11 protein-coding genes are annotated in these 13,732 nt (G+C 70.0%); 6 read left to right on the top strand and 5 right to left on the bottom strand.

Annotated features, from left to right (window positions below):
• Positions 1-42: 42 nt before the first annotated feature.
• Positions 43-2,070: a hypothetical protein gene (locus ACIBH1_RS03130; RefSeq protein ID WP_397311890.1), complete on the bottom strand. Its 2,028-nt coding sequence runs from the start codon at positions 2,068-2,070 to the stop codon at positions 43-45.
• An 87-nt stretch (positions 2,071-2,157) separates the two neighbouring features.
• Here ACIBH1_RS03130 and ACIBH1_RS03125 point away from each other — a divergent pair, with 87 nt between their 5' ends.
• The 5 genes from ACIBH1_RS03125 (at position 2,158) to ACIBH1_RS03105 (ending at position 8,469) form a co-directional block, all read left to right on the top strand.
• Complete coding sequence (locus ACIBH1_RS03125; RefSeq protein WP_397311889.1) at positions 2,158-3,618, top strand: hypothetical protein; 1,461 nt, start codon at positions 2,158-2,160, stop codon at positions 3,616-3,618.
• 234 nt (positions 3,619-3,852) lie between these two features.
• Positions 3,853-5,430 carry an LCP family protein gene (locus tag ACIBH1_RS03120; RefSeq protein ID WP_397311888.1) on the top strand — a complete coding sequence of 526 codons (1,578 nt, stop codon included), beginning with the start codon at positions 3,853-3,855 and terminating at the stop codon, positions 5,428-5,430.
• 123 nt (positions 5,431-5,553) lie between these two features.
• Positions 5,554-6,705, top strand: a complete 1,152-nt coding sequence (locus ACIBH1_RS03115; RefSeq protein ID WP_397311887.1) for an acyltransferase family protein — start codon at positions 5,554-5,556, stop codon at positions 6,703-6,705.
• A gap of 49 nt (positions 6,706-6,754) precedes the next feature.
• Positions 6,755-7,747, top strand: coding sequence for a glycosyltransferase family 4 protein (locus ACIBH1_RS03110; RefSeq protein WP_397311886.1), 993 nt, complete (start codon positions 6,755-6,757; stop codon positions 7,745-7,747).
• Positions 7,732-8,469: an acetoacetate decarboxylase family protein gene (locus ACIBH1_RS03105; protein ID WP_397311885.1), complete on the top strand. Its 738-nt coding sequence runs from the start codon at positions 7,732-7,734 to the stop codon at positions 8,467-8,469. Before ACIBH1_RS03110 ends, ACIBH1_RS03105 begins: the two co-directional genes overlap by 16 nt.
• A 15-nt stretch (positions 8,470-8,484) precedes the next feature.
• On the opposite strand, the gene ACIBH1_RS03100 is transcribed toward ACIBH1_RS03105, so the two are convergent.
• From ACIBH1_RS03100 to ACIBH1_RS03085, 4 genes are all read right to left on the bottom strand, one after another.
• On the bottom strand, positions 8,485-9,366 hold the full coding sequence (locus ACIBH1_RS03100) for a glycosyltransferase family 2 protein (protein ID WP_397311884.1): 882 nt from the start codon (positions 9,364-9,366) through the stop codon (positions 8,485-8,487).
• A gap of 181 nt (positions 9,367-9,547) precedes the next feature.
• A complete protein-coding gene (locus tag ACIBH1_RS03095; RefSeq protein ID WP_397311883.1) occupies positions 9,548-10,315 on the bottom strand; it encodes a CDP-alcohol phosphatidyltransferase family protein in 768 nt (255 codons plus the stop codon).
• Positions 10,293-11,351: an iron-containing alcohol dehydrogenase family protein gene (locus ACIBH1_RS03090; protein ID WP_397311882.1), complete on the bottom strand. Its 1,059-nt coding sequence runs from the start codon at positions 11,349-11,351 to the stop codon at positions 10,293-10,295. Before ACIBH1_RS03090 ends, ACIBH1_RS03095 begins: the two co-directional genes overlap by 23 nt.
• 140 nt (positions 11,352-11,491) lie before the next feature.
• Positions 11,492-12,235, bottom strand: a complete 744-nt coding sequence (locus ACIBH1_RS03085) for a sugar phosphate nucleotidyltransferase (protein WP_397311881.1) — start codon at positions 12,233-12,235, stop codon at positions 11,492-11,494.
• A gap of 162 nt (positions 12,236-12,397) precedes the next feature.
• On the opposite strand from ACIBH1_RS03085, the gene ACIBH1_RS03080 reads away from it, so the two are divergent.
• Positions 12,398-13,696, top strand: coding sequence for a GNAT family N-acetyltransferase (locus tag ACIBH1_RS03080; protein ID WP_397311880.1), 1,299 nt, complete (start codon positions 12,398-12,400; stop codon positions 13,694-13,696).
• The last annotated feature ends 36 nt before the right edge of the window (positions 13,697-13,732 follow it).

Genomic DNA, 13,732 nt, shown 5'->3' with positions numbered 1-13,732 from the left:
AGGGCCGAGTGCACTACTCCAGGATCGGGCCGTACTACACCTTTACCCCGGACGCCCCATCCACACGTTGATCGTCAGCCCCCACGTGCCGTTCGGCGGCGACGTCAGCGAGCGTTCGTCCTGCCGCGTCACCAGGGCCATCACCTGCTCCGCCGTACCGAACGCCGAGACCTGCGCCTCCTCCGCGCCCAGCACCACCGGCACCCGGCCGGCCGCCCTGACCCGGTCGATCAGGCGCCGCACCTCCGCCTCCTGCGGGGTGTCGGCGCCCTCGGGCCGGCGGACCTGGGCGGTGGGGACGCCGCACTGGCCGCGCACGACCTGGGTGAGCCGGTCGCCCGTCACCCGCTCGACGATCAGCACCGAGGCGCCGGCGGGGATGCGCGCGCACATCGACTCCACGGCCGCCTGCTCGCCGCGCTCGATGGGGGTGAAGGCGGTGCCGATCGAGACCACGGCGCCGGGCAGGACCACCAGGACCGCCGTGACCACGATCGGCCAGGAGCGGGAGGTGCGGCCGCGCAGCCAGGCCAGGCCCCACGCGCCCAGCAGGATCAGGCCGGGCAGGACGACGGGCACCAGGCGGCGGGAGGCCCACGGCTGGTCGGGGGTGATCTCGGGGCGGAGCAAGGTGGTGACGGTGGTCCAGCCGATGAGGGCCAGCGGCAGCAGCCACTCCTGCCACCTGCCCTCGGAACGCAGCAGGCGGCGCACGAGCAGGGCCGCGGCGAGGGTCGCCAGGACCACGGTGACCGGGCCGATGTACCAGATCACCCACCACAGGGAGTCCTCGAAGTAGAGGCGGGTGCCGTCGCCGTCGAGGCGCTTGAGGAACTCGTAGGTGAGCCGGTCCTCTTCGGTGACCGGCGTGCGCCGCACGGTCTGCAGCCAGGGGCGTACGGCGAGGCCGAGCATCAAGAAGCCGACCAGGGCGGCGGCGAGGTCGGGCAGGCGCCCCGGCAGCCGGAGGCGCGCGAGCCTGGGCGCGAGGAGGGCGCCGAGGGCGGTGAGGAGGAGGACGGCGGCGCAGATGGCCAGCAGGGGGACGACCGAGCGGGACAGATAGGTCAGGTAGGGGCGGGCTAGGAGGTAGGCGACCAGGAAGGCGAGGGCGACACCGGCGGCCAGGCCGAGCAGGAGGGCGACGCCGGAGCGGCCGAGCCCTTCCTGGAGCCCTTCCGAAGGCCCCTGGGCCCGCGCCTTCCGCACCCGTGACAGGGCGATCAGCAGCCCCGCGAAGGCCAGCACGGGGAGCACGTCGCGCAGGCCGTCGATCCTGACCAGGACCGCGCAGCCGAACACCAGCCCGGCCAGCCCCGCCACCAGCGCGCGCGGCCTGGCGGACAGGGCCTCGTGGAGCAGGATCATCCCGCCGAACAGCAGGACCAGCGACGGGATCTCGCTGAAGGTGGTGCGCGAGGTGTAGAGGATCGGCATCGCGACCGCGAACGCCAGCCCGGCAAGCGCGGCCCAGCGTGCCCCGGCCAGGCGCGCGGTCAGCCCGGCGACGACCACGACGGCCAGCGCCCCCATCAGGGCCGGGGTGAGCAGCAGCACGTCGAGCCACTCGCCCAGCGCCAGCAGCAGCGGCGAGCCGGGCATGAACTGCGGCACCACGCCCTCCGGCTGCTCGAAGAAGCCGACGCTGCCGAAGACCAGGGCGGGGTCGGGGCCGCCGAAGGCCGCCTCCTGGAAGGGGATCGGCAGGGAGCCGTGCCCGGCGATCCAGATGGCGTACTGCGCGTAGGTCGCCGGGTCGCGGCGGACGATCAGCTGCTCGCTGTGGAGGACGGCGTTGAAGACTCCCGACGCGGCGGCGACCGCGAAGACCGCGGCGACCTGCCGGGCGGTGGCTTCGAGCGCGGCGCCCGTCCGGCGCAGCCCCGCCCAGCACAGGGCTGCCGTGACAGGTACGGCGAGCAGGACGGCGGGCAGCGGGCGGAAGACGCCCAAGAGCAGCAGCGGCAGTCCGGCCAGGATCCAGCCCGCGAGCAGGAGCGCGGGCAGCGCGGAGGCCACGGCGAGCACGCGGCCCGCCGACGGGCGTGGGGTGGAGCGCGGGATCGCCATCGGTGATCGCGAGCGTATCCAATGCCCGCGCCGACGCGCCCGGCGACGCCCTGGCTGGTGCCGGGGGCCGGTAGCGTACCGGGGACGGTGGACGTGCGGGAGGTGAGCGGGGTGCGGGGTGGCCTCGCGGGCGCGGTTTCCGGGGTGCGGGAAGGCGCCACCGGTCTCTCGGGCGCGATGTCCAGGGTGTGGGGGCGCGCCGCCGGTGCGACACGGCGGCATCCGTGGTTCGCGGCGCTCCTGGCCGTCGCCACCGTCCTGCGGGTGATCACGATGCTGGGCTACCGGCCGGCCCTGTGGTTCCCCGACTCCTACACCTACGTCGTGACCGTCATGCGCCCCCGCCCCGACCTGGTGCGCCCGGCGGGCTACTCGATGTTCATGAAGCTGCTGGAGCCCTTCCACAGCTTCGCCGTCGTCGCCGGGATCCAGCACCTGCTGGGCTTGGCCGTGGGCGTGCTCGTCTACTGGGCGGCCTCGCGCAAGGGCCCGCGCTGGGCGGCCACGCTGGCGGCGGCCCCCGTGCTGCTCGACGCCTACCAGATCGAGCTCGAGCACCTCCTGGTCTCCGACACCCTGTTCATGGCCTTGGTGGTCGCCGCCGTGGTGCTGGCGATGAGGGACGATCCCCCGGCGGTGGCGATCGGCCTGCTGCTGGCGGCGGCGACGCTGACCAGGACGGTGGGGCTGCCCCTGATCGTGGTCCTGGCCGCGTGGATGGTGCTGCGCAGGCGGCCGAGGAAGGCCGCCGTCCTGCTGGCGGCGGCGCTGGTCCCGGTGTTCGCCTACGGGGCCTGGTTCTACTCCACCTACCAGCGGCTGGGCATCGTGGGCGCCAACGGCGTCTTCCTGTACGCCCGCACGATGTCCTTCGCCGACTGCGAGAGGATGCGGCCGCCGCCCGACCTGGCTGTGCTCTGCGACCCGAGGCCGGCCGGCGAGCGCCCGCCCTCGCAGGAGTACGTCTGGTCGCCCGATGCTCCCCTGGTCAAGCTGCCGGGCGAGACCTTCACCAGGGAGAACGAGGCACTGGCGATGCGCTTCGCGCTGCTGGCCATCCGCACCCAGCCCCTCGACTACCTGGCGTCGGTCGGCGGCGAGCTGGTCAGGTCGTTCACGTGGGGCCGCCCGGTCTATCCCGACGCCGAGATCTACGGCTACTACCGCTTCCCCGTCACCCCGCCTCCGGCGCCGACGAGGCATGCGGCCGTGGTGGGGGCCGACTTCGCCCGGGAGTACGAGCAGGGCGACATCTCGACGCGGATCGTCGAACCGTATGCCGGATGGATGCGGAATTATCAGGAAATCGTGAGGTTGCCGGGCACGGTCCTCCTCCTGATCCTCCTCGTCCCCCCGGCGATGGCCGTGACGCGGAAGTTCCGGCAGGTCAGAAGCTCCCAGCCTGCCCGTTGGCTCCTGCCTTGGACGACCGCGTGGGCGTTGCTGGCGACTCCGCCCGCCGTGGCCGAGTTCGACTACCGCTACGTCCTGCCGGCCGTACCTCTTGCGTGCCTGGCCGCCGCGGTGGCGATTCGTCGCGATCCGTAAAGCTTTTCACGTCTTTATTCCACGAAATGTCCGAGTCTGAGTATGCTCTCTGGCGGATACATCACGCCTGGGTCACGGTCGATTTCCTTCGATCATGGCGACGGGCGCGCCACGGGTGACTTACTCTCATGGCGCGGATGACCGAGCGACCGAGCCAGCGTAAGCGGCCTGGCGATCTTCGGACGAGGAGGGCCGTGTGCGCAGAGGAATGGTTGTATGAGTGACTATCGAGGCGTGTCCGTTCAGGATCGCCGCGTGGCGCCCACCCAGCCGGGCCGTTCCCACCGTGCCTCCGCTCCGCCGCCCCCCGACGACCTGCCGCCGCGCGGGCGCCGCGCCAAGCAGCCGGAAGGCCCCGGCAAGATGCGGGTCCTCGCCTGGGTGAGCATCGTGCTCACCGTGGTCATGGTGGGCACCTCGCTCACGGCCTACTGGCTCTACCGCGACGCGTTCGGCTCGGTGAGCACCAAGGACTTCAAGAAAGACCTGATCAACAAGGCGCCGGTGAACCAGACCGGCGCGCTCAACGTGCTGATCGTCGGCTCCGACACCCGCGAGGGCGACAACGCCAAGTACGGCAGGGCCCTGTCGCGCCAGGCCGACGCGGGCGGCAAGCGCACCGACACGATCCTGCTGATGCACATCTCCCCGGCTCGCGACAAGGTGCAGGTGCTCAGCCTCCCCCGCGACTCGATGGTGCCGATCCCGCAGTGCAAGGCGGAGAACGGCAGCATCCAGGCGGGCCGCACCGACATGATCAACTCCGCCTACAACACCGGCGGCATCACCTGCACGATCGAGACGATCCAGGTGCTCACCGGCATCGCGGTCGACCACTTCGTCGAGGTCGACTTCACCGGCTTCAAGAGCATCATCGACGCCATGGGCGGCGTGTCGTTCTGCTTCAAGCAGCCCGTCCAGGACAGGAACTCCAAGCTCAACATCACCGCGGGCAACCACCTGCTCACCGGCAACCAGGCGCTGGCCGTCATGCGCCTGCGCCACTACGGCGACGGCAGCGACCTGCAGCGCATCACCCGCCAGCAGCAGCTCCTCAGCAACATGGTGAAGAAGGTGACCCAGGAGGGCCTGCTGTCCGACCCGGGCAAGCTGCTCGAACTGATCAAGGTGGCGGGCAAGTCGGTCACCATGAACCCCGAGCTCGCCAACGACCCGCAGACCCTGCTCGACATCGCCGCCAGCGCCAAGTCGCTGAGCGCCAGCGGGGTCAAGTTCATCAAGGTGCCCGTGGTGGCCTACCCGGCCGACCCCAACCGGGTGCAGTGGCAGCAGCCGGAGGCCAACGAGCTGTTCAAGCAGATCGCCCAGGACATCGAGGTCGAGCCGAGCCCCGCCGCCACGGCGCCCAAGGTCACGGTCAAGCCGCAGGAGGTGCGCGTCCAGGTGCTCAACGGCTCCGACCGTCAGGGCGAGGCGCAGCGAGTGGCCGACGAGCTGACCAAGTGGGGCTTCAAGGTGGTCGGCATCGGCAACACCAAGGACCAGGCCGAGAAGACCAAGGTGCTCTACTCCGCCAAGTCCGAGGCCGACGCCCCCTACGCCCAGCTGGCCGCGGCCAAGCTGAGCGGCACCAAGCCCGCCGAGGCGACCAAGGTCAAGCCCGCCACCCTGAACCCCTACACGCCCAGCGCGGGCGTGACGGCCCCCGAGGCGACCGGCCAGGTCAAGGAGGGCCCGATCGTCCAGGTGATCATCGGAGCCGACTACCAGGGCGTGCGGGTGCCGACCACCACCAGCAAGGCCGTCCAGGCCAACACCGTCACCGCCGACCAGAAGAACGTGTGTGCCTGAGCTGCAAGGTTTCTGTGGAAACAAGCCTTGGGCAAGTGGGAGTCAAGGCCGGACGATACGCTAGATCGGGTCTCCTGAAAGGGAGGCCCGTTCTGCTGATCCCCCGAAAGAGCGTCTTCCTCCGTGACTGACACCCGACACTCTCCAGCGGTCCCAGCGCCGTCGGCTCGCCCCGACGACCAGGATCTGTGGACCAAGTGGCAGGAGCCCCAGCCGGAATCCGAGCCCGAGCAGCAGGAAGCACCACCGCCCAAGCGCGGCCGCGAGCCGTACCTGGACAACGTCAAGTTCCTGCTGATCGCGACGGTGGTCGTGGGGCACTCCCTGGTGCCCACACTCAACGCCGACTCGTCCAGGTCGCTCTACATCTTCATCTACACCTTCCACATGCCGCTGTTCGTCATCATCAGCGGCTACCTGTCCAGAAACTTCTGGAACTCCAACGCCAAGACCAACAAGCTGGTCGACACCTTCCTCGTGCCCTACGTGATCGTCGAGGTGGGCTACGCCGCGCTCCGCACCGCCCTCGGGCAGAAGTGGAGCCTGACGATCATCGACCCGGCCTGGCTGAACTGGTACCTGGTCGCGCTGCTGTTCTGGCGGCTTTCCACACCGGTGTGGAAGCGTATGAAGTTCCCGATCCCGGCGGCGATCGCCGTCTACCTGTTCGCCGGCTTCTCGCAGATCTCCGGCGAGTTCAGCATGGACCGCTTCTTCGGCCTGATGCCCTTCTTCGTCATCGGCCTGACCCTGCAGCCGGAACACTTCGATCGGCTCAACCGCCGCTGGATCAAGATCCTGTCAGCGGTCACGCTGCTCGGCGCGGCCGGCGTAGCGATGCTGATCTCGCTGAAGCGTTTCTCGCTCAAGCCGTTCTACTTCAAGCACAGCTACAAGGACATGGGCCTGTCGTGGTGGATGGGCCTGCTGGAGCACCTGGCGATCCTGGGCGCCTCGCTGGCCGTCTGCTTCGCCTTCCTGGCGCTCGTGCCGCGCAGCGAGACCTGGTACACCGACCTGGGCACCCGCACGCTCTACTGCTACCTGCTCCACGGCATCCCGGTGCTCATCGCCAAGGAGACCGGCCTGCTCGACCTGCCGTGGCTCCACGGGCCGCTGGGCGCGATGGCGATCGCCACCAGCGCCTTCGCCCTGGCCATCGTGCTGTGCCTGCCTATCACGCGCACGGTCTTCAAGTGGATCATCGAGCCGCGGCTGACCTGGCTCTACCGCCGCCCGTCGACCGCACCCCCTCCAGCGGAAGTTAAGCCGTAGTTCCGCCCGCATTAACGCCAGCGAAGGGGACAAAGCCCAGCATCGACCTATGCGGGTATGCGTCGCCACGATCGTCCACCACCCCGAGGACGCCCGGATCAGGCACAGGCAGATCAGGGCGTTGCTCGAAGCGGGCCACGAGGTGACCTATGTCGCCCCCTTCTCCTTCTACAACGTGACCCCGACCGCCAAGGTCCGGGCCATCGACGTACGGCGGGGCGGCGGTCTCAACACCGCCCGCCACGCCCTTCGCCGCGGCTGCCGCGACGCCGACCTGCTCATCGCCCACGACATCGACCTGCTGCGCCTCCTGCCGCTGCGGCGGCCTCCCGTCGTCTGGGACGTGCGCGGGCAGGCGGACGGCCCCCTGAACAGGCTCACAGCCGCGCGTGCGCACCGTCGCCACCACGTGGTCGGTCCCGATTCCGTTCCCGAGGCCACCCTGGTGTCCCCGTCTCCCCCGCCTCCGGGTGACACCAGGGTGGTCCACCTCGGCCGGCTGTCGGCCGATTCCGGCGTCGCCGAGCTCATCGGCCTGGCCAGGCGGCTGGTGCCGCACGGCGTGCGTCTCGACCTCATCGGCGCGGCCGACCCCGCTGTGCGCCCCATGCTGCGCGACGCGCAACGGGAGGGGCTGCTGGACTGGTTCGGGTACGTCCCGCTGCGACACGCCCTCAGGATGACCGAGGGGGCGCTGGCGGGCCTGTCGCTGACCCGGGGCGAGGGACTGCCGACCAGGATCCTCGACTACATGGGGCGCGGCGTCCCGGTGATCAGCACCCCGCAGGAGATCGTCGAGCGCGTCGGCTGCGGGCGGATCGTGCCCCTCGACGTCGAGGCTGCCCTGCAGGCCGTCCTGGACCTCAAGGAAGACCCCGGGCTGCGCGCCACCCTCGGCGCCCGCGGCCACGTGGAGGCCCGGCTGCACCACGACTGGCCCGACCACGCCCCGGCTTTCGTGCGGCTGATGGAGAGATACGCCGGACTCTCCTGGTCACCGAGCCTCGCGGTTGATGTACTTGAAGCATGGCATCGCACCTGATCCAGGGCCGGACCGTCGAGATGCCGGTGCGCATCCGCGACGCGACGGTGTGCACAGCCGCCTACGCCGTACGGGCCGACTCCGCCCGCGCCGTCCTGGCCTACTCGGGCCTCGACGTGGCCGAGTTCCTCCCCGGGAAGGCCATCTGCATGCTCGTCTTCGTCGACTACCGCGACGGCGACCTGGACACCTACCACGAGTTCGGCGTGACCTTCCTGGTCCGCCCACCCGGCGTGAAGGCCACGCCCGGACTGTCCGACATCAGGAACGCCGGGGCCTTCGTGCACTGGCTGCCGGTCGACCAGGGCTTCACCCTGTCGGCGGGACGCGACATCTGGGGCTTCCCCAAGGAACTGGCGGAGATCGACCTGCGGCTCGCCTCACCGTACAAGAGGTGCATCGTCCGCAAGGACGGACGCATGGTGGTCGACCTGCTGCTGCGGCCCGGCGTCCCCATGCCGGGCGGCAGCGGGCTCTTGCCCGTGACCGCCTACACCCACCAGGACGGGGTGACCCGCAGCGTGCCCGCCAGGGCGTCCTTCGCAGGGGCGAGGGTACGGCCGGGCGGGGCGCTGATCCGGCTGGGCAACCATCCGGTGGCCAAGGAGCTGAGCGAGCTCGGACTGCCCAAGCGGGCGCTGTTCACCAGCGTGACGGGGCATGCCGCGGCGGAGTTCGGCGAGGCCTCGGTCTGGGACGGCGCGGTCTGGGAGGGCGCCTAGAGGACGGGAGAGCGCCTAGACGATGGGCGGGCGGCCCAGTTTCACCATGCGCCACGCGGTGCGCCACGCCATCGGGCGGCGCTCGCCCGCCGGCGTGCGCAGGCCTTCCACGAAGCCGCCGAACCACGCCTTCAGCGCCTGGCCGGAACGCTCGCGCAGGAGCGTCAGCACCACCCAGTCGATGAGGTAGAGCGCCGCCAGCGGCCACGGCAGGTTACGCCTGGCCAGCCAGACGCGGTTGCGCGCGTTGAGCCGGTAGAAGTTGTCGTGCCTGGTCGGCGGCACCCACGGGTGGTACATCACCGTCTCGGCGTCGTACTCGATGCGATAGCCCTCGCCCAGCAGCCGCCAGGCCAGGTCGGTCTCCTCATGGGCGTAGAAGAACCGCTCCGGCAACCCGCCCACCTGCAGGAAAGCGCTCCGCCGTACGGCAGAGGCGCCGCCGAGGAACGTGGTCACCGGCGAGGAACGCTCGGGGTCGCCCGCCCGCAGCCGCGGCACGTGGCGGCGCTGCGAGCCGGTGCCCTCGGGATCCATGACGCGGAAGGACAGCACCGCGAGGTCGGGCTCGGTCGCGAACCGGTCGCGCACGTGCGCGGCGACCTTCTGGTTGGCATACCAGCCGTCGTCGTCGAGGAACAGCACGACATCGCCCGAGCACTCTTCCACACCACGGTTACGGCCGGCGGGAATGCCGACGTTCTCCTCAAGCCGGACCGTCTTGACGGTCGCCGAGGAGCCATCGGGTGGCGTAGCCGACACCTCGGGCACGTCGGCGCCATTGCCCACGATCACCACCTCGACGTCGCCGTCGATCTGGTTCAGCGCGGACTCGACCGCCCGGTTCAGCTCCGCGACCCGGTTTCCCATGGTGAGGACGACGCACGAGATCTTCAACGGGTCATCGCCTTGACGCGTCGAGAGCACGGGCGTGGCATTCTGTCATGATCACCGAGTCTGTTGGTCTGTCTATGTCCTGGTATTGATGTCGACAAGAGTATCGGAACCGCCAGTGAACCCCCACCGAACCGCGGGCGTCCGATCAGTACGACGGACAGTCCCCCCGGCCGGTTCCAGATCATCTCAACCGCCTCGATGCGAGAATGCTCACCAGGTGAAGCACCACCTGCAGCGCGGCGGCCACCACACAGGCCACGGTCAGCACTCGCGTCGCAGTCAGGTTGCCGACCACCATATCGATCACGGCCGTGATCAGGGCGAGTATTGAGAGTTCGACCGGCTGCACGATCCGGTGGAACTTGGTCGAACCCACGACCCGCCGGCCCAGCGCCAGCAGCCCCGACCTGATCTGGCCGGCGCTGGCCTCCGTGGCGGCGGGCAGCCCCGCCCGCGCCCTGGCCACGTCGACGAGGTCGGTCTCCGACTTGATGAGGATCGCGCCCAGCGCGGCGGCGAAACCGAGCACGGTGTACCAGTCGGGCAGCGTCTGCGACGCCCGCCAGCCCAGGCCGATCAGCAGCGCCGCCTCGGTGAAGTACGCGCCCACCCGGTCGAGGTAGACACCCGCCAGCGAGGTCTTGCCCGTCCAGCGGGCCAGCTCGCCGTCGGAGCAGTCGAGCAGCAGGTAGACCTGGATCAGCAGGAACGCGCCGATCGCGGCGAGCAGGCCGTCGAAAGCCAGCACGACGCCGGCGAGGATGCCGGCGAACGTCATGATCCAGGTGACCTGGTTGGGGCTGATCGACGTCTTGGTTAGCACCCACGTGACGTAGATCGACAGGCGGCGCATGTACATGACGCCCGCCCAGTGCTCGCCGTTGCGCCGCGTGAGGTGACCCTCCGGCTGGGCGACGGCGCGGAGCTCAGCTACCGACGGTGCGGACATAGTCCTCCACCCGATCCCGAACCTCGGACTCCGACAGGCGCAGGTGCTCGAGGATCGTGTAACGGCCGGGACGGGTCGAAGGCGCGAACAGCACAGCCTGCGTGAACTGCTCGTTGGTCAGCCCGATGTGATCCGGCAGCAGCGGCAGCTTGTGCTGACGCAGGCAGTCGCTCACCTGGTCGAGGCGCTGCCGGTCCTCCCGCAGGAAGAAACAGAAGGCCGCGCCGATGCCGGCGAGCTCCCCATGATTGGACGTACCGGGAAAAAGCTGATCCACGGCATGAAGGATCTCATGGTCACCGCCACTCGAAGGACGCGACGACCCCGCGATCACCATCGACATGCCCGACAGGATGAGCGACTCGGCCAGCACCGTCAGGAACGCGTCGGACTCGATCGAGTCACGCCGCCCTACCAGCGCCTCGGCCGCCGTGCGCGCCATCGAGCAGGCCAGGCCGTCGATCGGCTCGCCGCGCTCGACGTTGCCCAGCTGCCAGTCCTCGATCGCCGACAGGTTGCTGACCACGTCGCCGACGCCGGAACGCACCAGCGACTCGGGCGCGTTGTGCACGAAATCGAGGTCGACCAGGATCGCCAGCGGCATCGGCACACCGAACGAGCCCTTGCCGCCCTCGTAGGTCAGCGAGGCCGTCGGCGAGCAGATTCCGTCGTGCGAGAGGTTCGTCGCCACCGCCACCATCGGGATGCCCGCCAGCGAGGCGGCGTACTTCGTGGCGTCGATCGTGCGACCGCCGCCCACGCCCACGACCACCTCGTAGGCGCCCTTGCGCAGATCCGCGCCGAGCGAGACGGCGGCGTCGACCGAGCCGTCGGCCACGCGGAACACCTCCGCCTCGGCGAGGGTGGGGGCGATCAGGCCCTCGATCACATCGCCCTGGCCGGGGCCGACCGCCACGGCGACCCTGCCCGAGGTGGCCACCCGGCTGTCGGCCAGGACCGCGCCGAGCTGCGCGACCGCGCCCCGCCGTACTTCCATGGTCAGGGGGGCGGGCAACATCCTCGCGAGAAGCGGCATCTACGCACCCTCTCAGGAAGCGACGTCGGCGTCGCGGAGTTCGGTCGGACTCATGACGCCGGCACCCTGGGAACACCCAGCCCGGCCCGGTGCGGCGGTGGCGCCTTCGTTGCGCGCGTCGGCCGGTTGCGGCAAGCGCGTCACGCGCCCGCCTCGTAGCCGCCGGCGATCTGCCGCGCCTTGGCCAGGTCGTCGTGGTTGTCCACCTCGACCCACTTCACGTCGCCGATCGGCGCGACGTGGATCTTCTCGCCACGGTCGACCATCACCTGGTAGCCGTCCTCGTAGTACAGCTGCGGGTCGCCCTCGAAGGTCGTCTTCAGCGCGTCGGCCAGCCGCTCGGCCGCACCCGGCCGGATCAGCGTCGCCCCGATGTACTCGCCGTACGCGTCGTCCGGATCCATCAGCTTGGTGATCCGCTTGAGGTCGCCGCCGTCGAGCGTGACCTTCATCTCCTCGTCGGCCAGCTTCTTCACGTTGTCGACCGCGAGCAGGATGTCGCTGGTCTCCGGAGCGGACAGCAGCGTCTCCTCGACGCTCACCGGGTGCACGGTGTCACCGTTGACGAGCAGCGCGCCCTGCGAGAAGTAGTCGCGCGCGCACCACAGGGAGTACGCGTTGTTCCACTCCTCGGCCTTGTCGTTGTGGACGAGCTCGAGCTTGACGCCGTAGCGCTTCTCGAAGCCGTCCTTGCGCTCGTGGACCGCCTGGGCCTGGTAGCCGACGATGATGACGATCTCCCGCAGGCCGACCGCGGCCAGGTTGCGGATGGAGATGTCCATGATCGTGGTGTCGCCGTCGACCGGCACGAGCGCCTTGGGCAGCGTGTCGGTGTAGGGCCGCAGCCGTCGTCCGGCCCCAGCGGCCAGCACCATTCCCAGCAACGTAAACTCCCGGAGGGTCCAAAGGCTTCGAGAGGCCTTCGGCCGCTCGATATTGCATTCGTGGAGAAACTCCACGCCCATAGGTTAGTTGCCAGGCGGCCCTGATCGGTCGAATCGAAATCCGATGGACGGGCGCACCGGGCGGTGCGATAGTACTCCGCCGTGACTGAGACTCCCCTGGGCGACGGCCTGATCTTGCGTCCCGGACGGCCCTCCGACCTCGACCAGATCACCGCCCTCCTCACCGAACGCGGCGACGCCGCCGACGCCCTCGACCACCGGCTCGTGGTCGAGGACCCCGACGTCGGCTGGGACGCCTGCGCCGTCGTCGTCGACGGTGACCGGGTGGTGTCCACGGCGACGCTGCTCGACGAGGTCGTCCGCGTAGGCTCCGTACGGCTCGGCGCGGGGCAGGTGGAACTGGTCGCCACGGACCGGGCCTACGAGGGGCGGGGGCTGGTCAGGGCGCTCATGGGGTGGGCGCACGAGCGGTCTGCCGCCCGGGGGCAGGTCGTGCAGGTGATGATCGGGATTCCGTACTTCTATCGGGTGTTCGGGTACGAGTACGCGATCGACATCCCACCGGCGCTTGCCGTACGGAGAGAGGTCCATGGAACCGCGCCGGGCGGCTTCCCTGAGGCGGGCGACGCTCAGGGCATCGTGACTACCGAGGCCGCCGACTCGCCCACCTTCCGCCCCGAGGAGGCCGCCGACACCGCGATCTTCCGCCCCGCGGAGCCCGCCGACATCCCCGCCATGATCGCCCTGCAGGAGGCGGCCCAGGGCCGCTTCGACGTCGCCATGCCCCACCCCGCGCCCCGCTGGCGCTGGTTGCTGGCCCACGACTCCAGCACCCTGTGGGTCCTCGAACGCTCCGGCACCGTGGTCGCCGGCGCCCGCATCACCCCACCCGACGACGGCGAAGTCCTCCTCGCCGAGGCCACCGCGGCCGACGAGGCGGCGGCCGCCGACCTCCTGCGCGCCGCCTCCGCAGCCCACGCGGGCGTCCGCGTCGTCCACCGATCCGGTACGGTCACCGGCACCACCTGGCAGCGGCACCTCCAACCGGAGCCCCTCACCCAGGCGAGCCAGTACTACGTCCGCATCCCCGACCCCGCCACACTCCTCAACCACCTCCGCCCCGTCCTGTGGCAGCGCCTCACCGCAGCCGGCCTGGAACGCGACCAGATCGTGATCTCCACCTTCGGTAAGCACTACAGGCTGCCCATCCTGGAGAACGGCCTGGGCGAAGTCGTCACCGGCCGCGCCATGCAAAGCCCAGGCTCCGCGGGCGGCATGGGAGTCGCCCCCGACTACCTGCCGGCACTCCTCTTCGGCCCCCTGGGAATGGAAGGCCTGGCCCGCCTCCGCCCTGACGTCTACGCGAGAGACGAGGAGCTCTTCCACACGCTCTTCCCCCCGCTGAGCGCGGACATCCTCAGCTACTACCTCCCCTACTGACCCACCGAGAACTCGTCACTATTTTCGAAATCACGT

The sequence above is a fragment of the Nonomuraea sp. NPDC050663 genome, from assembly GCF_044456985.1.
GTDB lineage: Bacteria > Actinomycetota > Actinomycetes > Streptosporangiales > Streptosporangiaceae > Nonomuraea.
This window is presented reverse-complemented; position numbering and strand designations above follow the sequence as displayed.

Bases quoted from the DNA above. Each gene is read 5' to 3' on its own strand.
- ACIBH1_RS03130 (WP_397311890.1), bottom strand. From the start codon at position 2,070: ATGGCGATCCCGCGCTCCACCCCACGCCCGTCGGCGGGCCGCGTGCTC.
- ACIBH1_RS03110 (WP_397311886.1), top strand. From the start codon at position 6,755: ATGCGGGTATGCGTCGCCACGATCGTCCACCACCCCGAGGACGCCCGG.
- ACIBH1_RS03105 (WP_397311885.1), top strand. From the start codon at position 7,732: ATGGCATCGCACCTGATCCAGGGCCGGACCGTCGAGATGCCGGTGCGC.
- ACIBH1_RS03095 (WP_397311883.1), bottom strand. From the start codon at position 10,315: ATGTCCGCACCGTCGGTAGCTGAGCTCCGCGCCGTCGCCCAGCCGGAG.
- ACIBH1_RS03090 (WP_397311882.1), bottom strand. From the start codon at position 11,351: ATGCCGCTTCTCGCGAGGATGTTGCCCGCCCCCCTGACCATGGAAGTA.